Raw genomic sequence first — 20,075 nt, 5'->3', positions numbered from 1 at the left:
CCTCTCCCCTTTCCCAAACCGCCTGTTAAAAATTCACTCCTGAATGAAGAATCATATTGGCATAAGGAGTCGCTTCTCCCGTACGGATGACCGCCTTGGCCGCATGAAGCATTTCTTTGAATTGTTCATGGGAAACAAAATGCTGCTCAACTCCTGAAAAACGCTGCTGAATCGCCTCATACATGTTCGGATTATGCGTTTTCATTTCTTCCGCTACGGTGATTGCTTCAATTTCCAATTCCGCCAGGAGCGGATCCAATACAGCTAAAAAGGATGGAACTCCCTTGACAACGGATAAATCAATGCGAATCACTCCATCCGGAATCGGCAGACCGCAATCGGCTATGACAATTGTATCCGTATGGCCAAGTGAAGCTAAAACCGTGCTCAGTTCTTTATTTAAAATACCGTCCTTTTTCATAATGCTTCTCCTTTCGCAGCCTCAAGCAATTGGATGACTTCTTTCTCTGTCGGCATTCCGCCCTGCGCCCCAAGCTTGGTGACGGATAAAGCAGCGGCAGCATTGCCAAAGCGGCACGCCTCCTCCAGTTCCATTCCTTTGCTCAAGGCGACTGCGAGCGCGCCATTAAACGTATCGCCAGCGCCCGTTGTATCGACGACTGGTACCCGGAAGCCCGGAACGATCATTTGCTTTCCGTTTTTAGTGATGGAAACACCGCGCGCGCCTTCTGTGACGACAAGCTTAGCGGCCCATTTCTCGCGGTCCTGTTCAGGAAAAATGATGCCGCATTCATGTTCATTCGGTGTCACTAGATCTATTTGCTCCAACAGCGCCGGCGGCAGGGGCTGTGCCGGCGCCGGATTTAAGATAACAAAAACGCCATGCTTTTTGGCCAAGGCAACGGCCCGCTCCACGACAGCAAGCGGAATCTCCAGCTGCAATAAACAAATATCGCTCTTGGCAATGACAGCTTCATGCTGCTCCAAGTCTTCGGGCTGCAGCGCATAATTCGCCCCGGGAACGACAATGATGCGATTGTCGCCATCCGACACCGTAATCATCGCCGTGCCTGTTTCCACATCTGTAACCGGTTTCACACCGTCGATAAAAATCCCCTCATTGTCAAGCTGGCGCTTTAGCACCTCGCCAAACGTGTCGCTGCCTACCGCGCCAATCATATGGACCTCCGCTCCAAGACGAGCAGCCGCCACCGCTTGATTGGCGCCTTTGCCGCCGGGGATGAGGTGAAACTTTTCGCCTAATACGGTTTCACCTTGCTCTGGAACACGCTTTGTCACCGTGACCAAATCCATATTTAAGCTCCCAATGACGGTAATCACTGGTTTTTTCATCTCGTTCCTCTCCTTTGCGTCGATTGCCTTTCCACCAGCTTCACAGGCAGCACATAATGAAGCTGTTCAAGCGGTTTAGCTTCAATTTTTTTCACTAAAATCCGGGCAGCGATCGCCCCCATCTCATAAATAGGCTGTGAGATCGTCGATAATTCGGGAGTCGTCATTTCCGTCAGCGGAATGCCGTCATACCCGATAATGGCCACATCCTCCGGCACCCGCAAACCGAGCTGTTGCACCGCCTTCAGTGCTCCGACTGCCATCGCGTCGTTTCCAGCAAAAATGCCGTCCATTTTATGTTCTTGCAGCGCTCGCAGCGTCGCCTCTTTTGCTTGTTTTAATTGATAGTTTCCTTGAATAATCAACTGTTCATTCCAAAGACCCAGCTCCTGCATTTCATCACGGTATCCGCGAAAGCGCTCCATCGCATTCACCACGTGGGTCGGCCCTTGAATGTGGGCGATTTTCCGGCAGCCGATGTCGTACAAATGCCTTGTTGCTAAACGCGCGCCACCGTAATTGTCAGCGATAACAGACGGAAATGAATGCATCGATGGCCGGTCGAGGACAACAACCGGAACCCCCAGCTCCAGCACCTCATCGCTTTCTAGCTGATTAGTCGTCAAAATAATGCCGTCCACATATTTTTGCTTTAAAATCCCGATGTATTGCTTTTCTTTTTCGCTTTTTTCATCAGAGTTGCACAAAATCACCGTGTAATCATAAATATTCATGACATCTTCAACGGCCCGAACAAGCTCTGGAAAAAACGGGTTAGAAATATCGGGAACGATGAGCCCAATCGTTTTCGATGTTTTTTTAAATAAGGTTCGTGCTACTTCGTTCGGTTTATAATTCAGTTGTTCAATCGCTTTTTTCACTCGTTTTTCAGTATCTTCGTTGACGTAACCGTTTTGATTCAGCACACGCGAAACGGTCGCCACCGATACACCTGCCAATTTAGCAACATCACGAATCGTTGCCATCCTGATTCTCTCCACCTTTATCTCTGTAACCGGTTACATACACTATAACAGAATTCGATTAAAAGAGGCAAGAGATTTTTTATATAAATATTACTCGTATCGCCAGCTCCAATCGATTCACTTATGATTCCTGTACTGAACGGTATCTGTCATGTCAAAGCTCACACTCGATGAGCGGTCATACCAAAACGTAACCGCTCACCGAAGACGGAAGGAAAGTCCACCTTCCCTATTCACCTATTTAAGCACCTATATATTACGGTTGCGACGCAATGAGTTGGACATGTCCCGTGATTCGAAATGGGCCAAATTGATACGGTAACAGCAAGTGGTCTCCCTTTTGCAGCGGCCATTCTCCTTCTTCCGTGCCTATCGCTCCCGTCCCGACCATTACGCTCAGCAGCAGAAACGGTTGAATTCGTTCCATTTCAAGCCGCGGATGCACCTCCCATTTTGAAACCGTAAAGTAGTCGCTCCGCACCCATGTCGTCACTGTCGCCCCCGCCATTTTGACCACGGTTGGCTCGATTGGCTGCTGTAAATGGGGCACCGTGATCACATCAAGCGCTTTTTTAACATGTAGCTCGCGCGGCTTGCCATCGCGATCACGGCGTCCATAATCATATACGCGGTAGGTTGTATCCGAGTTTTGCTGCGTCTCTAAAATAAGCAAACCGGAGCATAGAGCGTGAACCGTGCCGCTTGGAACATAAAAAAAGTCCCCCGCCTTTACCTGTACACGCTGCAGCAGCTGATCCCACTGTTCCCTTTTCATCATATCGGCCAGCTCTTCCTTTGTTTTCGCTCGATGTCCGAAAATAATCTCGGCACCTTCTTCGCAATCGATGACATACCAGCATTCCGTTTTTCCCCATTCGCCCTTTTCATAGTTGGATGCATATTCATCATCAGGGTGCACTTGCACAGATAAATCGTCATTGGCATCAATGATTTTGGTTAGTAAAGGGAAACGGTCACTGTCATAGTAGCCGAATAATTCGCGATGCTCCTGCCATAGCTGCCCGAGCGGCATTCCTGCCCATTCACCAGAACGTACCACACTTTGCCCGTTTGGATGAGCCGAAATGGCCCAACACTCGCCTGTTCGTTCAGAAGGAATATCATATCCGTATACATCGCGCAATTTGGTTCCGCCCCAAATTCTTTCTTGGAAAACCGGGCGGAAAAAGATCGGCTGTTTCATTCCTGCATCCTCCCTTTATTTTAAGTTAATGTCCTGCCCGCCTCTGTTTGATTTTTATGCCAAATCAAGTACAGCACAGGGATCATCGCCACATAAATCAATGGAAACAAGCTAAAGGATACCGGCAGCAGCTGGTCGAAATCGAGGTAATTCCGCATCATGAAAAAAATAAAGACTCCCGCCATTCTTCCGAGACCGAGCGGAATTTCCCTGACAGTAATATAGTCGAGCTGCATCTGCTTATAGCGGGGATCTTTTTCAATCGCTGCATAAATCAGCGCGTTTATCGTTGTATTCATCATGTTCAAGGCGATCGGTTTCATAAGCACGAACAACATCAGACTTAGCATCGTTGGCTGATAGGCCAAAAAGAGCGAACCGAGCCAAATGCCCAGCGTTCCGATTGTATACACAAGCATCCGTTGATCTGGACGCGATCGGCGTGCGAGGATCACCAAAGAAACAATCGAAACAAGCTCTGACATCATTTGAAAAACCCCAAGCTTCCACTCTCCACCAGCCACCTGATACATCATCATGGAAATCAAAAATGTGACATATACTCCAGAAGCAATCCCGTCTCCCAGCATCACGAGATACATGCGCTTCCACTCCTTTGGGGCATGGAGCAGCACAGCCAGTAAACGGCTCTGCAGCTCGACAGGCCGCTCTGGAATGCGCAGCGAGACGATGGCCGCCAAACCAAAAAAGACACAAGCCATAAAAAAGACAAGATAGTAGCCGAGCATCTGATCAAACCAACTAATCACCGCACCTGAAACGAGAGGGCCGGCCACTCCGCCAATCGCCGCCACCAAGCCTTGCATGTATAAAAATCGGTCTCTTCCGCGATTTGTCGCCATATCCAAGTTGGCCATATGCATGCCAACAGAGAATAGACTGATCGCCAATCCCTGCAGCAACCCCAATAAAAGAAGGTGATGAATCAGCGCATCGCGAAGGACGAGCGCCAGCAAGTAAGAAAGAAAATAACCGGCAATGCCCCAGCGCATCGTTGCCATCGGGCTTGTTTTCCGCGCCAGCCATGCACAGAAATAAAAGCTGCATAAAATAAAGAGCGACGTATAGAAGCTATATTGGGCCAGCAGCGTAAAGGTGCGATCCAGCCGCCATATAAAAATTTGCAAGAACATCCCTGACAGCGCATTTCCGAATGAAAATAATCCAGTCATCGCTAAATAATACGTTGCCTCTGGCGATACATCACGCAGAAAACCCTTCATGGTTCATGACCTCTATTATTTTTTGTCAATATGAATCTACTCTTCTCAGCCCCCTGTATGCACAAGCCCTTTTTACTTGATCGTTTCATATTTGATAAATGGATCGGGGATCGTAATCTTTTGCGCCTCCGCGTCGCTGATGCCCGCGTATAAATCAGCGGTGCCATCTCCTTTACGGATCAAGCCGCCGCTGAACACGACGTCCTCCAGATCAGGCCGCTTAGCAGCTCCGGCCAAAAAGTGCGATCTTGTCGCAATCAATTCGATATCTGAATATTCCCCTGTCTCAGGATCAAGAGCAAATACCATCGGATAATAATGGCGGTTTCCTTCTTCATCAAAACAAGCGATATGGCCTAAAATACCCACCAGCCCATTCTCCAGCAAATGCGGCTCGTTCGCTCCGCCCCATTCTTCTTCTGCAAACTGTCCCTCTAAAAGCGGAGCTTCATGGATGACGTCAATGGTAAAATCATCAAGCGATGAAATGCGGGTAAATCCAATCTTGCCGCGGCCTCCCTTTGCTCCTTGCGGCCGCGTAATCACACCAATGGATCCGTCTTGCAGTTCGATTAATCGCAAATCCTTCATTCCATCTGGACCTTTCGCAAACTCCCGCAGCTCGCGAATCGTCTTTCCCCTGTAAAATACCGTTCTCCATCCTAGCGCTCCTTCGATGACCGGATGCGGGAAAGTTTGCACTCCGCCAAAAATCAACTCACCGCCAATTTTCGTAAAGAAAGGATCTTGCAGCTGGAAAATCGGGGCTCCTTCCCGCGGCACCCACTCCCCATGGCGATTCACAAAAAAATACACTTCCGAGCGCTCGCTGTCACGAGGCTCCACCCGTCCGGCAATGACTTGCTCGCCATCCTCTTCAAATGGCGCGGAAATATTGTACACGTCGCGATCGCCGACACCTTTAAATATTAATTTTTCAGGATGAACGGGCTGCGGGCGATATTGAAATTCCTCCAATAGCATCGCGCAAGTTTTGACCGCTGTTTTTTTTAATTGCATAAAAATCCTCCTACACTTTTACTATCCATATCCAATAGGAAAAACCTACAACGGGAAGAATCCTGCGGCTTTTCTTTTCGTCACGCACCCACGTATCAAAGGTTGAAGCCACGCCGCATCCCGCCCCATGGACGGTTCGATAAAGCGGCGTCGTTCGGTCACCCCACCGACGGAGAAAACGTCTCAAACTCTGGATTCATTTCTGCAACAGCCGCCGTTTTCCCTTGTGACGTTCCTTCATATCGGTAGCCGCTTTTATTTCAGCACAAACTGCATTCCCTCTTTGAAATTCCTGCTAAAGATGATAAATAAAATTAAAATTGGCAGCGTCAGCAGCACAGAGGCCGCATACATCGGGCCAGGATATCCTCCATACGGGCCGAACATTTGCGCCAACAGCACATTGAGCGTCAGCATTTTTTCACTGTTCACCACTAACATATCCCATAATAGTTCAACCCATCTTTCCATAAAGAGAAACAGAAAAATAATCGTCGTAATCGACTTGGACATCGGCAAAATAATCCTGGTGATGATCTTCAGCTGTCCCGCCCCATCCATTTTAGCCGCTTCTATCAGCTCATCTGGTATGCTGCGGAAAAAGTTTGTATACATAAAAATCGCCCACAAATTGACAGCCTTCGGTAAAATCATCGCCCAATACGTATCGTACAATCCAAAATAACGAATAATTAAAAACAGAGGAATTAATAGAATAATCGCAGGATAAAACATTTGAAACAGAATCATATTATTAATCAAACGGTTGCCTTTAAATTTCAGTTTGGCTAGAGAATACCCAACCAAAATGGCTGTGGTCAGCATAAGCAACGTAGAGGACACCGTCACAAGCAAACTATTAAAGAAAGCACGCAGCCATGGTCGCGGTATGACGTTCTCTCCTCCCGTCAATAACCATTCATACGAACGCAGCGTCAGCTTCGTTGGAATGATTTTACGATCCACCTGTTCCCACGGGGCCAGCGAGCTCAATATCATATACAAGTAGGGAAAGACCATGATGATAAGCACTATGAACGCCAATGTATAGAGCAGCGCTGTCTTGAATCGCTTATTCCCAACCATGCTTGGCACCCCACTTCTCTAAGATTTTGCGAAAGACAAGAATAGAAGCAAAGGTCACAATGGAGTTGATAATGGCTACCGCTGTTCCATATCCGGCATTTAATTTTTCAAATGCCTGATTATAAATTTCTAGCTGCCACGTATGTGTTGAATAATCAGGGCCTCCGCCCGTTAATACATACGGTTCTGTAAAAATGCCAAACATAAGACCTACCGCTAAAATCGTCACTGTATAGAAGGAAGGATACAGCATCGGGATCGTAACATACCAGAACCGCTTCCAGCCAACCGCCCCATCCATTTCGGCTGCTTCATAAATTTCTTTTGGTATGCTCTCTAATCCAGATAAAAATAATAACGCATAATAGCCGACGAATTTCCAAGCCATCATGAGCGCAATCATAAGCGGAGCTAAAATGGGGGAGTCGAGCCAATTAATATCCATCCCTAAATGATTTCGGAAAAAAATATTCAATGGGCTGTTATAAGAAAGAACCCCTTTTACTACAATCGCTGAAGCCACTCCCGACGCTAAATAAGGAAGGAAATATCCCACCGAAAACAGCCCCTTCAATCGAGGCAACGAGTGGATAATCAAAGCCAAAAAAAGCGCGCCGGCAACTACAATAGGAACAAACATGAGCATAAATTTATATGTCGTCCAAAAAGCGGCTCTGACGCTTTGGCTAAAAAAAGCTTCGATAAAATTTTGAAGCCCGACCGTTTCATAATCTGGAGCAATTAAGTTCCAATTTGTAAAAGCTAAATAAAGCGCCCATATCAACGGAAACAGAAAGAAAATGAATGAATAGATAAGGTAGGGGCTGGCTAAAAGCCAACCCAGCCTTGCTGTCGTTTTGTTCATTTATTTTAACACCCCATCAATTGCCTTTTTCATGTCCTCCCATGCTTTCTCAGGAGTTTTTTGCCCTTTGATCACAGGTGTTAACGCTTCTTTTCCGATAAGCTCTTGGATTTCGACCGTTTTCTCATTATCAACTGGCGGAATCGCGTTCGGAATGTTTTCTGCATATTGCTTTAATTGCGGATTTTCCTCCAAATAAGAGACAAAGGCCTCATTTATGGACAAATCATCGCGCGCAGGCGGTAAATTCGTTTGCTTGAACCAATCCAAATCATGCTTCACATCGGAATAAACCCAGCGAATAAAATCGAACGCCGCTTGCTGCTGTTCTTTCGTAGCCGAAGCATAAATTACAAGACCTTTTGTATCGGCAAATGTTTTCGCTTTGCTTGGATCGACATCATCAGGCACCGGAGGTAAGGACAAGGCATAATTTTGCTGAAATTTCATCTCTGGAAACTTTTCTGCCCAGTACGGGAATGTCCACGGCCCAAGGTCTACCATAATGGAGGTCGCATTTTCAAATGGATCGGTTGCTTCCCGCGTTAACAGTAAATCATTTTTCTGAAGCTCCTTAAAAAATTGCAGCGTTTTCACTCCTGCCTGATCGTCTACAACGAGTTGATTTCCCTTTATGAAGTTATTGCCATCAGAAGCGGCATTATATAACATAAAGAAGTCAAACCATCTCGCCCACCATGTTGGCTTCACTAAATCAGCCCGCGCCCACAAAAATTTATCAGGATATTTTTCTTTAAGTTTTTGGCCAACCTCCATTACCTCACTATACGTTTTCGGCGGCTCTTGATACCCAAGCTCCTTTAAAATATCCATTCTCCAGCCAAATAACATGGCGTTCGAATAAATCGGCAACACATATTGATGCTGATCGGCGAACTCCCAGCTCGAAATCGTCGTTTTCATATTCCGTTGTTCAATCAGCTCATCAAATCCCTTTAATTCATCCAGCGGCACAATGGCCCGGCTCGCGGCCAACTGGGCGGCAAATCCCCTTGAAATATTTTCAGAAACCGCCGGAGCATGCCCAGAGGCGATCGCTGATTGAATTCCCGCTTCAGATGAAGGGCTTTCCGGCATCGGCGACACTTTGATTTTCACATTCGGATGATCCTTCATATATTCATCTGCCATACTCTTCCAAAAAGCTTGCTGTGTCGGATTAGGGGCAGCCCAAAAATCAAATGTCACGGTTTGGCTCGATTTCCCTTCTTTCGCACCCGTGTCTTTGTCGGCATTTTGACATCCGGCGCTGATCAGAGCGACCGTAAGCAATGCCGCTGCCATTTGGACAAAACCTTTCTTTTTCATGCGTATTCCCCCTTCAAAACTAAAATTTTATAATGGAAAAGACAACAAAAAAAGTTGCCTTTTTCACCATGGATCCATTCGCGAGAATGAGAGACTTGATTACATGTAAACTAACTTTTCCATCATTTCGTTCAGGCTGAGCTCGGCACCCGCAATCGCCTCATCAGCCGCGCCATAATAAATGATCACTTTATCTCCTTCCAGCAATGCCCCGCAAGTGAAGACAACATTGCCGAAAAACCCGTTTTTTTCGTAATCGGCTTGCGGCTCTAAAATCGGCTCCTCTGTTTTTGCAAGAATTTTAGTCGGATCATTCAGATCAAGAAGCAACGCCCCCAAACAATAGCGGTCATGCCGATCCGCAGCATGATAGATTTCCAGCCATCCCTTATCCGTCTTAAACGGAACGGCTCCTCCGCCAATCCGGCCATTATCCCAGCCGTCCTCGCTCAACCCCAACAAATATTGATGGTTTCCCCAGTACAGCAAATTATCCGATTCCGCAATCCAAATTTCCGGCCTGCCAATTCCTTTTGGTACCGGACGATGCAAGGCGTAATACTTTCCGTTAATTTTTTCAGGGAAAATCGCGACATCTTTATTTTCCGGATGAAGCATCAATCCTAATCGTTCATAAGTGACAAAGTCCTTTGTAGAGACGAGCCCGACGCCAATTCCTTCTGCCGATACCGCACTATATTGAATGTAATACGTATCGCCAATTTGCGTAACGCGCGGGTCTTCTACCCCCCATGCTTCCCGTTTGGTTTCCGGATAAATAAACGGCTTGTCATCAATCGTAAAATGACGCCCGTCTTTGCTGCGGGCAATGCGAATATACGATATCGATGTTAAATAAGCGACTCCGCGCGCAGAATCTTTATAGGCAATGACACGAGGATCAGAAAAATCAAATCGGGCATCCTGCTTATGCAGTTCAATCACCTTTAACTTCCCTTCGCCGTTTGAAAAATCAATGACGGGTGCTTTGACGAGCTGAGTGTCTTGGCTGATTGGTCGTTCGGCCACCCGAAGCAGCAGCAAAAATTCCCCATTGTATTTAGCGACTCCTGCATTAAATACCCCTATCACCTCATGATGATCGTGAAAAGGTTTCACATCTTTTGGGGTGATAAGCGGGTTTTCCGGAAAGCGATAAACATTCATACATCCATTCCTCCAAACTGATGATCTTTGATACACGGTCATAACAGCTTTTTCCTCTACCAAAGGCGACTGGGAAACACATTCATAACCCAAGAAAATGAAAGCGCTTAACAAACAGTAAAGAAATTATTTGTAACGTTACAAAATGATTTGTAATTGATTACTTTATTTTTGTAATCTTTCAATAAATTATTTCACCTTTTGTTTTGCTCGTCAATACTTTTTTATGAATTTTACGAATGAACTTTTATTTTATATAATAGACTTTCTTACCATTACAAATAATATTGTAACGTTATTAATAATTATTGTAATGTTAGGTCATTTATGTTATTTTTTTATTTACAAACGACTCCTTTCCTTACTAGAGGACGATGACAAATTGCAGGATAGCTGTCAGCCGCTTTCCGGCTTATAATAATGAATGACAACCATCCCAGCCGTTTTCAATACATGTTGGTGAGCGATTATTTGATGAAAAACGTAGAATGACCTGAGGGAACACCAGCTTTTCCGCCTCTTCCCTCGAACAAGAGCGAGGGGGCCAAACCATCTGTCCGCAAAGCATTCATGGTTCGAGAAGAGCATGATGGATCAACATGTCCAGCGGATGGAACAGCTAAAAATCAAGCGATTTGAATGGAATCATTAATAGGCTCCTACACTTGGCGCTTGGTTTAAGTGAACAGGTCATGATTGATGCCCTCCCATCTCAGCAAGGTGAATGGCCCGCGTGTGTATCGCTAAACTGCAGAAAGATAGTAGGTGTGAAAAATGAAAAAGAAAGTTACGATGCAAGATATCGCAGATCGGTTAAACATATCGAAAAATTCTGTTTCGCAGGCGCTTCGAGGGAAAGATGGGGTCAGTGAAGAAACGCGCGAGCTTGTGATGCGCGTAGCGAAAGAAATGGGGTATCAATATCCTGACTCCCGAAAGCAAACCAGCCAAAAAAGGACGGGAAACATCGGGCTGATTGCCTCTGACCGCGCCTTTTCATTTAAAAATTTTTTTGGCGAAATTTATTTAAGCATTGAAAAAGAAGTGTTAAAACGCGGCATGCATTTGCATATCCAATCGATTCATCAAGAACAAAAAAACCGGCTCATCCTGCCGGCGTTTATTGAAAACAAAACAGTCGATGGCGTTTTAATTCTTTCCCACATCAGCACAGACTATATCAACAAAGTGATTTCGACGGGCATTCCGACCGTTCTCGTCGATCACCATCATCCCAATATTCATGCCGATGCGGTACTCACGAACAATCGTTTTGGCGCCTATGTCGCCGTTCAGCATCTGATTGAATTAAACCATCGCGATATTGCGTTTGTCGGCGATATTGATTATTCGCCGAGCTATGAAGAACGGTACGAAGGATATTTGCTCGCGCTCAGAGATTATGGGATGGAACCGAATCCCGCGTTTCTTTTTACAGATGCCGAAGAAAAGGAAGAGACGATCCTCGGCTATATCCGCCAATTGAAGCAGCAGCCGACCGCATGGTTTTGCGTCAACGACGGACTCGGGTTTTTAGTCAATTCCGGCTTGAGACAGCAAGGGATTCTCGTTCCAGAGCAAGCATCCATATGCAGCTACGATAATGGACAATTATCAAAAATTTCAACTCCGAAAACAACAACGGTCGATATTGACCTAGAGCTTTACGGGAAACGGGCAGTCGAACAGCTTTTCTGGAGAATGGAGCATCCCCACGAGCCATTCCAGGAGATGCTGCTTTCTTCCAAGCTGATTAAACGGGAATCGACCGCTCCGGCTCCAAAACAAATCGTGAATAAAAGCAGTTAATCTTTCAAAAAATCTCTGCCTTGAAACGGTATGTAGATAAAAGGTTTGCGGTCACAGACATTCACGTTCTGTGACCGCCATGCATCTCCCACTTTCGCAAATGCCGCTAAAAATAGGGCTTCCTGAGAAAAAAAAACAAACCAGGCCGCTCAGCTTCGATCGCTGCAGCCCTTCCCAACGCCCTTAGATATTTTGGAGCATTTCACGTATCGCATAAGCAACGCCGTGTTCGTTGTTTGTTTTAGTAACCCAATGGCAGATGCGCTTCACTTCTTCTTCCGCATTGCCCATCGCGACGCTTCTCCCCGCTTTTTGCAGCATCGAAAGATCGTTTAAATTGTCGCCAATCGCCACGACCTCGCTCATATCGATTCCTCGTTTTGCCGCCCATCTTTCGAGCGCGATCCCTTTTTGCGCATCGCGATGATTGATTTCAAGATTGTGATGGGCAGACGATGTAACACAAAGCGCTTCACATGCTATAAATGTGTTCTTAACATGGGCGAGCGCTTCTTGATCTAAGGAAAAAAGGAGAAGCTTATAGATGTCAATCCCGCGGTCCAACAATGGCTGAAAGTGATCCGTCCAACGCAGATACCCGGAAGCGATATAATCGGCAAACTGCCGCCTTACACGCTCCTCATCAGCCTGTTCGTTCGCGCTCTGAGCGATATCCAGCCGGATCTGCAACGATTTCTCCTTGCTTTTGGAATAAATGCCTTCATTCGTGCATACTTCCAAGTGGACGCCGTGCTCTTGGCATGCTTGATCGACTTCAAGAAACAACGAAGCGTCAAGCGGGATACGCGTCAGCTGCCGTCCATCCTGATCGCGGACATCAGCCCCATTCAAACAAATGATGGGAACGCGAAGATCCGCTTCTCTTAACGGACCGCTGGCTGTATAATACGTGCGCCCCGTCGCAATAACCACCTCGATCCCTTGAGCTTGTGCCTGCTTGATCGCTGCCGCATTTTCAGCGGTTACCCTTCCTGCGCTGTTTAACAGCGTTCCATCCATATCAATCGCTATTAATTTCATTGTTTATTTTCCACGCCTTTCCTATCTTTTCGTTCATCCAATCTCACCAACAGAGGTCATTCATGATCTCATATAAGAATGCCGAGCCTTGCTTAGGCAAAAGCAGAAATCCAATCCTATCAAACCATCAGCCATGCTTCACGATACTCATGGTTGGCTACCTACAACTTATGGTGATGCTCTCATTTTATCGCGTTTGGCTCAATCGTGCCAATCATGAGGCTCCCGCAAGCCCATCAATGCTTCCAATCAAGCCATGAGAAACGATGGAATGAGCGACAAAAAAGAAAAATAACACAAGGGCAAAAGAAACGGTAACTGCTCTCCAACAATCATCTTCCACCACGCACGAACGAGTTCGGTTGTCTGGAAAACGCTTGGCAGACAAGGAGGAGGGATCAACCGCCTGCGATAAACAAGGTGATTGATTTGAGCTGAGACGTTTACTATGATAATGTCAGACTATACAGAACATAAGCGAGGGATAAAAAATGGAGATAGGTGTCACTACATTTGTCGAAACAACCCCGGATGTCCATACGGGCAAGACGATCAGCCATGCCGAACGGATCCGGGAAGTAATTGAGGAGATTACATTGGCTGATCAAGTCGGGCTTGATGTTTTCGGAGTGGGAGAACATCATCGGAAAGACTACGCCAGTTCGAGTCCAGCTACTATTTTAGCGGCAGCGGCCGCACTGACCAAGCGCATTCGCCTGACAAGCGCCGTCACCGTCCTGTCTTCTGATGATCCCGTTCGAGTCTTCCAGCAATTTTCAACCGTCGATGCGATTTCAAACGGACGGGCGGAAATCATGGCAGGACGGGGGTCTTTTATTGAATCCTTCCCGCTGTTTGGTTATGACTTAGAAGATTACCACGAGCTTTTCAACGAAAAGCTGGAGTTGCTGTTAAACATTCGCGAATCAGAAATAGTCTCCTGGAGCGGAAAATTTCGGCCAGCCATTCAACATCGAGGCGTTTATCCGCGCCCTGTCCAAAATCCGCTGCCTGTCTGGATTGCCAGCGGCGGAACACCGGAATCTGTCGCTCGCGCCGGCATGCTCGGTTTGCCGCTCGTTTTGGCCATTATCGGCGGCAGCCCGCTGCATTTTGCGCCACTTGTGAAGTTGTATAAGCGGACGGCGAAACAATATGGCCACGATCCGGCAAAATTAACGGTCGCTTCGCACTCTCATGGGTTTATCGCGGAAAATACGGATATCGCTGCGGAAAAATTTTTCCCGTCCACCCAGTATGCCATGAATGTCATCGGAAGAGAACGCGGATGGGCTCCATACACTCGAGAGACATTTGATGCGGCCCGAAGACTGGAGGGGGCCTTATATGTGGGAGATCCGAAAACCGTAGCGGAAAAAATTATTTTTCTCCGCAAAAATGTGGGGATTACGCGTTTTATGCTCCACGTACCGGTTGGCTCCATGCCGCATGAAGATGTCATGAAAGCGATTGAATTGCTTGGAAAAGAAGTAGCGCCTATCGTTCGTGAGGAAATTGACCGCTGGGAAGCGGAACAGAAAGAAGAAACGATCTAAATCCAGCTATAGAGCCAATGACACTCGCCAATACTTGCGGTCAAAAGCAGGTGGCGATGGGCCTTCCACACGCCAACACAAAAGCTCTGAACAACGCCGTTTTCCAAACCCGCTTGCGGTTCTGTGAAGCGTGTTGTTTGTCTATCTGATCCATTGAGTTCATATTCTCACATGTTAAGTTACGTCAGCTGCTCGGCTGCTCCATCTCTTTCAACAAAAAAACCGCCCTGAGGAGGCGGTTTTTCGATTATTCATCTCGATTGTCTCTGTCGTTGGTATCCTGAGGGTCTTCAACAGCATCTTCTGGATCCGGAACGGTATCGTTCTCGTCATCGCCAGGTCCATTGTTTGTATCATCGCCAGGAGGCAATGAGTTGGTATCATGGTTCGGCACGTTGTTATCATTATCGACATCATCGTTTTGGTTGATGTCGTCTGCCGGATTCACATCTCGATCTTGGATATCGTTTGTCTCATTGTTGGCCGGTGGCGGAGGATTTTGCGTATCGTTGTCGCGGTTGGCATTACATCCTGTTGCCAGCGCCATGGCGACCAATACGCTAAACAGCCGAATGAGCAAAGCTTGTCTCTTCATCATTCTTTTCTCCTTTCTGTCGATCATTGATAAGTGTTTCAGACCCATCTTTGCTTATCTTATCCAGAAAGGAGAATTTCATGCATGACTGGTCGATTTACGCGTCTTTCTTTTCGCCAAGAGCAAAGGTGATTTCGGTTTCGCAGACGATTTCTCCATCCACTGTCGCAATGCCGCGTCCTTTGCCGATGGCTCCTTTGCTGCGGATAATCTCGACTTCTAGGCGAAGCTGATCGCCCGGCTTGACCTGCTTTTTAAATCGGCAGCTATCGATGCCGGCAAAAAAAGCGAGACGGCCGCGATTTTCTTCTTTCATCAGCAGCGCAACGGCTCCAACCTGCGCCAGCGCTTCGACAATAAGAACGCCCGGCATCACCGGATATTCAGGAAAATGGCCGACAAAAAAGTGCTCATTCGCACTGACATTTTTCAAACCGATGGCCCGCTTTCCTTCTTCAACCTCTAAAATTCGATCAATTAATAAAAAAGGGTAACGGTGCGGGATGATTTCTTGAATTTGCTGGATATCAAACATCTATATGCCTCCTTTGATTTTCTCTGCTCCTCGACATCGATGAAAGCGCATCACAAGCCGCGCGCGCGAGACCGTATATTCATAAGCAGATGCCGTTTAGCGTAACGGCTACTTGCTGTTCACATCCTTTGTCACAATCTCGACGATGTGCTGCCATGTCGCCGGCTTTAACACATCAAGCGGCTTGCCATCGCCAAGAACGCTATAGCCAATCATGGCGCCAGCAGCCGTGCTGATCACCACCAACACGAGCACAAGCAAAAGACGGAACCAAATCGGAAACAAGCGAGTGCGGGACCGTCTCCAGCGCCGCTTCGGTTGCTTTTCTTCCTGACGTTGTTGTTCATCCATCGCTTCATCTCCTTCATTATGAGCGGACTCCGTTAATCAGTCCAAGCATTTGGTCCGAAATGGAGATGGACTTCGCATTCATTTGATAGGAGCGTTGAGTCAGCATCAAATCGGTCATTTCCGTTCCTAAGTCGACATTGGATTGCTCAAGCGCTCCTTGTTGAAGATGAATTTGTGAACGCATGTTGCCGATCATATCCTGTGCCACATCAGCTTCTCCTACCCCCAGCTGCGCCAAATCCGGAAATGCCAACAAATTATCGCCAATAGACTGCAATAGCTGCGGACGCAAAATGCTCGTTACGCCTAGCTCTACAGTTTGCGACACATTTCCGTTCGCGTCTGTGACTTGGATTGTGCCTGTATTCGTAATCGTCATCTTTTGAAAGCCGTCGCGAACAAGAATCGGTTCATTGTTTCGATCAAGAACCGGATACCCGTCGCTTGTCACAAGCATAAGCTCATTTGGATCCGCTTCTGATGGACTCAAGTAAAACGCCCCATCCCGTGTATAACCAATCGTGCTTGTCCCATCTTGATGATTGATGAGAACGCGAAAAAACTGCCCTTCTTTAGCAAAGGCGACATCTAGCGGACGGCCTGTTTGCATCAAGGCGCCTTGCTTTAGCACAAGATTCGTTTCACCCAGCTTGGCGCCGACACCGCGGCGGACACCAGCAGGAGTCAAGCGGTTCGCTTGATCATTTGGCAAATTGGTAAATTGCTGAACCAGCAGCTCAGAAAAATTCGTTTCACGGCGCTTAAATCCCGGTGTATTGCTATTGGTGATATTATGGCTGATGACATCCAGCTGCTGTTGAAGCTGATTCATCGTGTTAGCGGCTGTGATCATCGAACGCAGCATAAGCCCTACCTCTCTTCTCTCTCGTTATTTGAGGCGGCCAATTTCATTTACCGCCTTATCCATGCTTCGGTCATATGCCTGCAAGATTTTTTGATTGGCTTCAAATGAACGATAAGCCGAGAGCATATCGGTCATTGTACGAGTGACATCAACATTTGACCGTTCGAGGAAACGTTGCTTCAGTTCATATGTAACATTGGGATTGTCGACAGCGCTTGGCAGCGGTCCATTATCGTTGCGGAATAATCCGTTTCCTTCTTTCACAACCGTATTCGGATTAGCAGCAAAGGCCACATTCAAGCGAGCGACACGAGCATTATTTTCCGTAATCGTCCCATCGGGAGCGACTGCAAAATCCGTTCCGTTTAAACGAATGCGCTGATTATTTTCATCAAGAACATAATAGCCTTCATTTGTCGTTAAATAGCCTTCGGCATCAAGCGTAAAATTGCCGTTTCTTGTATAACGGATGTCGCCATTGGCGTTTTGGACAACGAAAAAGAGCGCACCCTTCATCCCCGTTTGCGCATCGATCGGAACCGTCCCATCCACTAACGCGATATCGGTAGGCTGCCCCGTTTCTTTCACATCCCCTTGCAAAAAATTCGGAATGAGTTCCTGCATATAGACGCCTGTATGAATAGAGCCGACCGGAGAACGATGAAGCCGTGAAGCGGGATCGCTTGTTGGCGTCGTCGTTTCCTGCACCCGTGAAAGCAACAGCTCTGGAAAAGCGCGCAATGCGGCCTCGTCTTCCTTATACCCCGGCGTATTGGCATTGGCGATATTGTTTGTTAGCATCTCCACTCGGCGCTGCTCAGCTAGCATACCGGCAGCAGCTGTATAAAATCCGCGCAACAACGATTGTCACCTCATTTGTTCAATGTCCATACTTACCTCCTATTATACGCCAAACCAATGAAAAAGCGAATAGGTACCGTGAAGAAAAACACTACCTATTCGCGTATAGCATGCCGTTATACAAAGTTTCGCTTCGGCACGCGATCGATATTGTCGAGCATAATACCGGTTCCGATGGCTACACAATCCATTGGATTTTCGGCCACTAATACCGGTATCTTTAATTCTTCGGATAACAGCTGATCGATTCCGTGTAAAAGCGCGCCTCCGCCCGTTAAAATCACTCCGCGGTCGATAATGTCTGCCGACAATTCAGGCGGCGTACGCTCTAAAACACTTTTGGCCGCTTGGACAATGACAGCAACCGGCTCATGCAGCGCCTTTTCAATTTCAGCTGAACGAACCGTAATCGTACGCGGCAATCCTGTAACAAGATCACGGCCGCGAATATCGATTTCTTCTGCGCGTGCACCTGGGAATACAGTTGCCACTTTCATTTTAATTTCTTCCGCCGTGCGCTCTCCGATTAATAGCTTGTACGTCCGTTTGATATAGTTTAAAATTTCGATATCAAACTTGTCCCCCGCCATCTTAATCGAAGAGGCGGTGACGATATCTCCCATCGAAAGAACGGCGATATCGGTTGTGCCACCGCCAATATCGACGACCATATTGCCGTACGGCTGGAAAATATCCATGCCGGCGCCAATCGCCGCGACTTTTGGTTCCTCTTCCAAATACACTTTTTTGCCGCCGCTTTTTTCTGCCGCTTCTTTAATGGCCTTTCGTTCGACAGAAGTAATATTCGTCGGGCAGCAAATTAAAATGCGCGGCTTCGCAAAAAATCCTTTTAAATCAAGCTTGTTTAAGAAATGTTTTAGCATCGCCTCGGTAATGTCAAAATCGGCAATGACACCGTCTTTGAGCGGCCGAATGGCAACGATATTCCCAGGGGTACGCCCTACCATTCGTCGTGCTTCCTCCCCAACCGCCAATACCTTGTTCGTATTCGTATCAATTGCCACAACGGACGGCTCGTTCAGCACGATCCCTTTGCCCTTTACGTAAATTAATACGTTCGCTGTACCGAGATCAATACCGATATCTCTCGCAAACATCATTAGGTTCCTCCTTGCTTCAATCCATCGAATTGCTCCTAATTGATTATTTTATCATAGGAAGATAGGAAACTGATACTATTTTTACGAAATTTGAAAGCAAGGAAGACCCAGATTTATTGAATCGTTTCTTTCTTATATTTTTTCTTCGTTGCTTCCCCCCCACGCAAATGACGAATCGATTTATGATAATCGAGAATTTCTTTGACTTCATTGGCAAGCTCCGGATTAATTTCTGGAAGCCGCTCCGTTAAGTCTTTATGAACAGTACTTTTGGAAACGCCAAATTCTTTCGCGATGACGCGAACGGTTTTTCTCGTCTCCACGATATACTTTCCAATCTTGATAGTACGCTCTTTGATGTAATCGTGCACACCACTCGCCCTCCCTAAATTGGATGTGAGAAGTGTGAAATGAGACTCGCTTCGTGGTTGATCAAAAGCACTTCTTCTTGTTCAATTCGAAAGCATCCTAGGCTTTATTCCTGCTGTTATGGACGATCCCCACCTCAAACACTCCCGTTAGTTGATAAGTTTGTAACATTTTATTAAGGAAATGGTACAGATATGCTATTTTTTTGCAATAAGATGGGGAATAACATAATTAAATCAACTAAAAAGGCGGTGAAAAGATGAATCTGCAGAAAAAAGCCGTTGGTGTGCTGCTGTCCATCCTGATCCTAAGCATCGCATGGACGCCTTGGAATGAGACAATCCCCTCTATCGCCAAACAGCGAGAGGAAGGTCCACAGCATCGCATCGTCGCCGGCACACTTGAGCCATCGTTGACTTATCAAAAACAAAACGGGCGTTATCTTTTCATATTTAGCGTCAAAAATCAAACAGAGCGTGAACAAAAGGTGACCTTTACAAGCAGCCAAACATACGATTATATCTTGTATCGCAACGGAAAAAAATTTTTCCAATTCAGTGATGGAAAGATGTTTACTCCCGTATATGAGGAACGCATTCTCAAGCAAGGGGAAGAACTATCATTTCGCAACCTATTGCCTCCGCTTCCAAAAGGACAGTATACCATTACGTGGTGGTTGGCTGACCCGCAATGGCCTGAGGCGAAAGCGACCATGTCTTTTTCTGTCAACTAAAAAGCGGTACGGCGATTTCATCGC

At 46.7% G+C, this 20,075-nt stretch carries 21 protein-coding genes; 3 read left to right on the top strand and 18 right to left on the bottom strand.

Features of this window, described 5'->3' with window-relative positions:
- Window positions 1-25: 25 nt before the first annotated feature.
- The 10 genes from rbsD to GGQ95_RS12970 form a co-directional block, all read right to left on the bottom strand.
- The gene (gene rbsD / locus GGQ95_RS13015; RefSeq protein WP_183186919.1) at window positions 26-421 is read right to left on the bottom strand and encodes a D-ribose pyranase; all 396 of its coding nucleotides are present in this window, start codon (window positions 419-421) and stop codon (window positions 26-28) included.
- Complete coding sequence (gene rbsK / locus GGQ95_RS13010; RefSeq protein WP_183186918.1) at window positions 418-1,314, bottom strand: ribokinase; 897 nt, start codon at window positions 1,312-1,314, stop codon at window positions 418-420. Before rbsK ends, rbsD begins: the two co-directional genes overlap by 4 nt.
- Window positions 1,311-2,300, bottom strand: coding sequence for a LacI family DNA-binding transcriptional regulator (locus GGQ95_RS13005; RefSeq protein WP_066150528.1), 990 nt, complete (start codon window positions 2,298-2,300; stop codon window positions 1,311-1,313). Before GGQ95_RS13005 ends, rbsK begins: the two co-directional genes overlap by 4 nt.
- Window positions 2,301-2,556: 256 nt before the next feature.
- Window positions 2,557-3,504, bottom strand: a complete 948-nt coding sequence (gene manA, locus GGQ95_RS13000) for a mannose-6-phosphate isomerase, class I (RefSeq protein ID WP_183186917.1) — start codon at window positions 3,502-3,504, stop codon at window positions 2,557-2,559.
- 20 nt (window positions 3,505-3,524) lie between these two features.
- Window positions 3,525-4,748 carry an MFS transporter gene (locus GGQ95_RS12995; protein ID WP_183186916.1) on the bottom strand — a complete coding sequence of 408 codons (1,224 nt, stop codon included), beginning with the start codon at window positions 4,746-4,748 and terminating at the stop codon, window positions 3,525-3,527.
- A 72-nt stretch (window positions 4,749-4,820) separates the two neighbouring features.
- The gene (locus GGQ95_RS12990; protein WP_183186915.1) at window positions 4,821-5,768 is read right to left on the bottom strand and encodes an MTP-1 family protein; all 948 of its coding nucleotides are present in this window, start codon (window positions 5,766-5,768) and stop codon (window positions 4,821-4,823) included.
- 255 nt (window positions 5,769-6,023) lie between these two features.
- Window positions 6,024-6,854: a carbohydrate ABC transporter permease gene (locus tag GGQ95_RS12985; protein WP_044741583.1), complete on the bottom strand. Its 831-nt coding sequence runs from the start codon at window positions 6,852-6,854 to the stop codon at window positions 6,024-6,026.
- Window positions 6,841-7,719: a carbohydrate ABC transporter permease gene (locus GGQ95_RS12980; protein WP_080859596.1), complete on the bottom strand. Its 879-nt coding sequence runs from the start codon at window positions 7,717-7,719 to the stop codon at window positions 6,841-6,843. Before GGQ95_RS12980 ends, GGQ95_RS12985 begins: the two co-directional genes overlap by 14 nt.
- Window positions 7,720-9,048 carry an ABC transporter substrate-binding protein gene (locus GGQ95_RS12975; RefSeq protein ID WP_183186914.1) on the bottom strand — a complete coding sequence of 443 codons (1,329 nt, stop codon included), beginning with the start codon at window positions 9,046-9,048 and terminating at the stop codon, window positions 7,720-7,722.
- Between the two features lie 99 nt (window positions 9,049-9,147).
- On the bottom strand, window positions 9,148-10,215 hold the full coding sequence (locus GGQ95_RS12970) for a BtaManbiosPhlase (protein WP_183186913.1): 1,068 nt from the start codon (window positions 10,213-10,215) through the stop codon (window positions 9,148-9,150).
- A 774-nt stretch (window positions 10,216-10,989) separates the two neighbouring features.
- Here GGQ95_RS12970 and GGQ95_RS12965 point away from each other — a divergent pair.
- Window positions 10,990-12,024 (top strand): substrate-binding domain-containing protein, encoded by a 1,035-nt coding sequence (locus GGQ95_RS12965; protein WP_066150554.1) that lies wholly within the window; start codon window positions 10,990-10,992, stop codon window positions 12,022-12,024.
- A gap of 183 nt (window positions 12,025-12,207) precedes the next feature.
- Here the strand turns inward: GGQ95_RS12965 and GGQ95_RS12960 are convergent, their stop codons facing one another.
- The gene (locus tag GGQ95_RS12960; RefSeq protein ID WP_066150557.1) at window positions 12,208-13,065 is read right to left on the bottom strand and encodes a Cof-type HAD-IIB family hydrolase; all 858 of its coding nucleotides are present in this window, start codon (window positions 13,063-13,065) and stop codon (window positions 12,208-12,210) included.
- 491 nt (window positions 13,066-13,556) lie between these two features.
- Here GGQ95_RS12960 and GGQ95_RS12955 point away from each other — a divergent pair, with 491 nt between their 5' ends.
- A complete protein-coding gene (locus GGQ95_RS12955) occupies window positions 13,557-14,621 on the top strand; it encodes an LLM class flavin-dependent oxidoreductase (RefSeq protein WP_183186912.1) in 1,065 nt (354 codons plus the stop codon).
- Between the two features lie 247 nt (window positions 14,622-14,868).
- On the opposite strand, the gene GGQ95_RS12950 is transcribed toward GGQ95_RS12955, so the two are convergent.
- From GGQ95_RS12950 to spoIIID, 7 genes are all read right to left on the bottom strand, one after another.
- Window positions 14,869-15,216: a hypothetical protein gene (locus GGQ95_RS12950; protein WP_183186927.1), complete on the bottom strand. Its 348-nt coding sequence runs from the start codon at window positions 15,214-15,216 to the stop codon at window positions 14,869-14,871.
- A 97-nt stretch (window positions 15,217-15,313) separates the two neighbouring features.
- On the bottom strand, window positions 15,314-15,751 hold the full coding sequence (gene fabZ / locus GGQ95_RS12945; RefSeq protein ID WP_080859589.1) for a 3-hydroxyacyl-ACP dehydratase FabZ: 438 nt from the start codon (window positions 15,749-15,751) through the stop codon (window positions 15,314-15,316).
- 108 nt (window positions 15,752-15,859) lie between these two features.
- Window positions 15,860-16,102: a DNA-directed RNA polymerase subunit beta gene (locus tag GGQ95_RS12940; protein WP_183186911.1), complete on the bottom strand. Its 243-nt coding sequence runs from the start codon at window positions 16,100-16,102 to the stop codon at window positions 15,860-15,862.
- Between the two features lie 16 nt (window positions 16,103-16,118).
- Window positions 16,119-16,967 carry a flagellar hook-basal body protein gene (locus tag GGQ95_RS12935; RefSeq protein ID WP_183186910.1) on the bottom strand — a complete coding sequence of 283 codons (849 nt, stop codon included), beginning with the start codon at window positions 16,965-16,967 and terminating at the stop codon, window positions 16,119-16,121.
- 24 nt (window positions 16,968-16,991) lie between these two features.
- On the bottom strand, window positions 16,992-17,828 hold the full coding sequence (locus GGQ95_RS12930) for a flagellar hook-basal body protein (protein WP_183186909.1): 837 nt from the start codon (window positions 17,826-17,828) through the stop codon (window positions 16,992-16,994).
- Window positions 17,829-17,944: 116 nt separating this feature from the next.
- Complete coding sequence (locus GGQ95_RS12925) at window positions 17,945-18,946, bottom strand: rod shape-determining protein (protein WP_044741596.1); 1,002 nt, start codon at window positions 18,944-18,946, stop codon at window positions 17,945-17,947.
- A gap of 116 nt (window positions 18,947-19,062) precedes the next feature.
- A complete protein-coding gene (gene spoIIID, locus GGQ95_RS12920; protein WP_027407999.1) occupies window positions 19,063-19,320 on the bottom strand; it encodes a sporulation transcriptional regulator SpoIIID in 258 nt (85 codons plus the stop codon).
- A 257-nt stretch (window positions 19,321-19,577) separates the two neighbouring features.
- Here spoIIID and GGQ95_RS12915 point away from each other — a divergent pair, with 257 nt between their 5' ends.
- Window positions 19,578-20,051, top strand: coding sequence for a BsuPI-related putative proteinase inhibitor (locus tag GGQ95_RS12915; RefSeq protein ID WP_183186908.1), 474 nt, complete (start codon window positions 19,578-19,580; stop codon window positions 20,049-20,051).
- Window positions 20,052-20,075: the final 24 nt, after the last annotated feature.

The organism is Anoxybacteroides rupiense (assembly GCF_014196195.1).
Lineage (GTDB): Bacteria > Bacillota > Bacilli > Bacillales > Anoxybacillaceae > Anoxybacteroides > Anoxybacteroides rupiense.
The sequence above is the reverse complement of the archived record's forward strand: the minus strand, read 5'-3'. Positions and strand labels throughout refer to the sequence as shown.

Excerpts from the sequence above, each read along its gene's own strand:
- GGQ95_RS12985 (WP_044741583.1), bottom strand. The coding sequence starts at position 6,854 with ATGGTTGGGAATAAGCGATTCAAGACAGCGCTGCTCTATACATTGGCG.
- GGQ95_RS12970 (WP_183186913.1), bottom strand. The coding sequence starts at position 10,215 with ATGAATGTTTATCGCTTTCCGGAAAACCCGCTTATCACCCCAAAAGAT.
- manA (WP_183186917.1), bottom strand. The coding sequence starts at position 3,504 with ATGAAACAGCCGATCTTTTTCCGCCCGGTTTTCCAAGAAAGAATTTGG.
- GGQ95_RS12935 (WP_183186910.1), bottom strand. The coding sequence starts at position 16,967 with ATGCTGCGTTCGATGATCACAGCCGCTAACACGATGAATCAGCTTCAA.
- GGQ95_RS12960 (WP_066150557.1), bottom strand. The coding sequence starts at position 13,065 with ATGAAATTAATAGCGATTGATATGGATGGAACGCTGTTAAACAGCGCA.
- GGQ95_RS12915 (WP_183186908.1), top strand. The coding sequence starts at position 19,578 with ATGAATCTGCAGAAAAAAGCCGTTGGTGTGCTGCTGTCCATCCTGATC.
- GGQ95_RS12975 (WP_183186914.1), bottom strand. The coding sequence starts at position 9,048 with ATGAAAAAGAAAGGTTTTGTCCAAATGGCAGCGGCATTGCTTACGGTC.
- GGQ95_RS12955 (WP_183186912.1), top strand. The coding sequence starts at position 13,557 with ATGGAGATAGGTGTCACTACATTTGTCGAAACAACCCCGGATGTCCAT.
- GGQ95_RS12980 (WP_080859596.1), bottom strand. The coding sequence starts at position 7,719 with ATGAACAAAACGACAGCAAGGCTGGGTTGGCTTTTAGCCAGCCCCTAC.
- GGQ95_RS12925 (WP_044741596.1), bottom strand. The coding sequence starts at position 18,946 with ATGTTTGCGAGAGATATCGGTATTGATCTCGGTACAGCGAACGTATTA.
- rbsD (WP_183186919.1), bottom strand. The coding sequence starts at position 421 with ATGAAAAAGGACGGTATTTTAAATAAAGAACTGAGCACGGTTTTAGCT.
- GGQ95_RS12940 (WP_183186911.1), bottom strand. The coding sequence starts at position 16,102 with ATGGATGAACAACAACGTCAGGAAGAAAAGCAACCGAAGCGGCGCTGG.
- GGQ95_RS12965 (WP_066150554.1), top strand. The coding sequence starts at position 10,990 with ATGAAAAAGAAAGTTACGATGCAAGATATCGCAGATCGGTTAAACATA.
- GGQ95_RS12950 (WP_183186927.1), bottom strand. The coding sequence starts at position 15,216 with ATGAAGAGACAAGCTTTGCTCATTCGGCTGTTTAGCGTATTGGTCGCC.
- GGQ95_RS12995 (WP_183186916.1), bottom strand. The coding sequence starts at position 4,748 with ATGAAGGGTTTTCTGCGTGATGTATCGCCAGAGGCAACGTATTATTTA.
- fabZ (WP_080859589.1), bottom strand. The coding sequence starts at position 15,751 with ATGTTTGATATCCAGCAAATTCAAGAAATCATCCCGCACCGTTACCCT.
- GGQ95_RS13005 (WP_066150528.1), bottom strand. The coding sequence starts at position 2,300 with ATGGCAACGATTCGTGATGTTGCTAAATTGGCAGGTGTATCGGTGGCG.
- GGQ95_RS12990 (WP_183186915.1), bottom strand. The coding sequence starts at position 5,768 with ATGCAATTAAAAAAAACAGCGGTCAAAACTTGCGCGATGCTATTGGAG.
- rbsK (WP_183186918.1), bottom strand. The coding sequence starts at position 1,314 with ATGAAAAAACCAGTGATTACCGTCATTGGGAGCTTAAATATGGATTTG.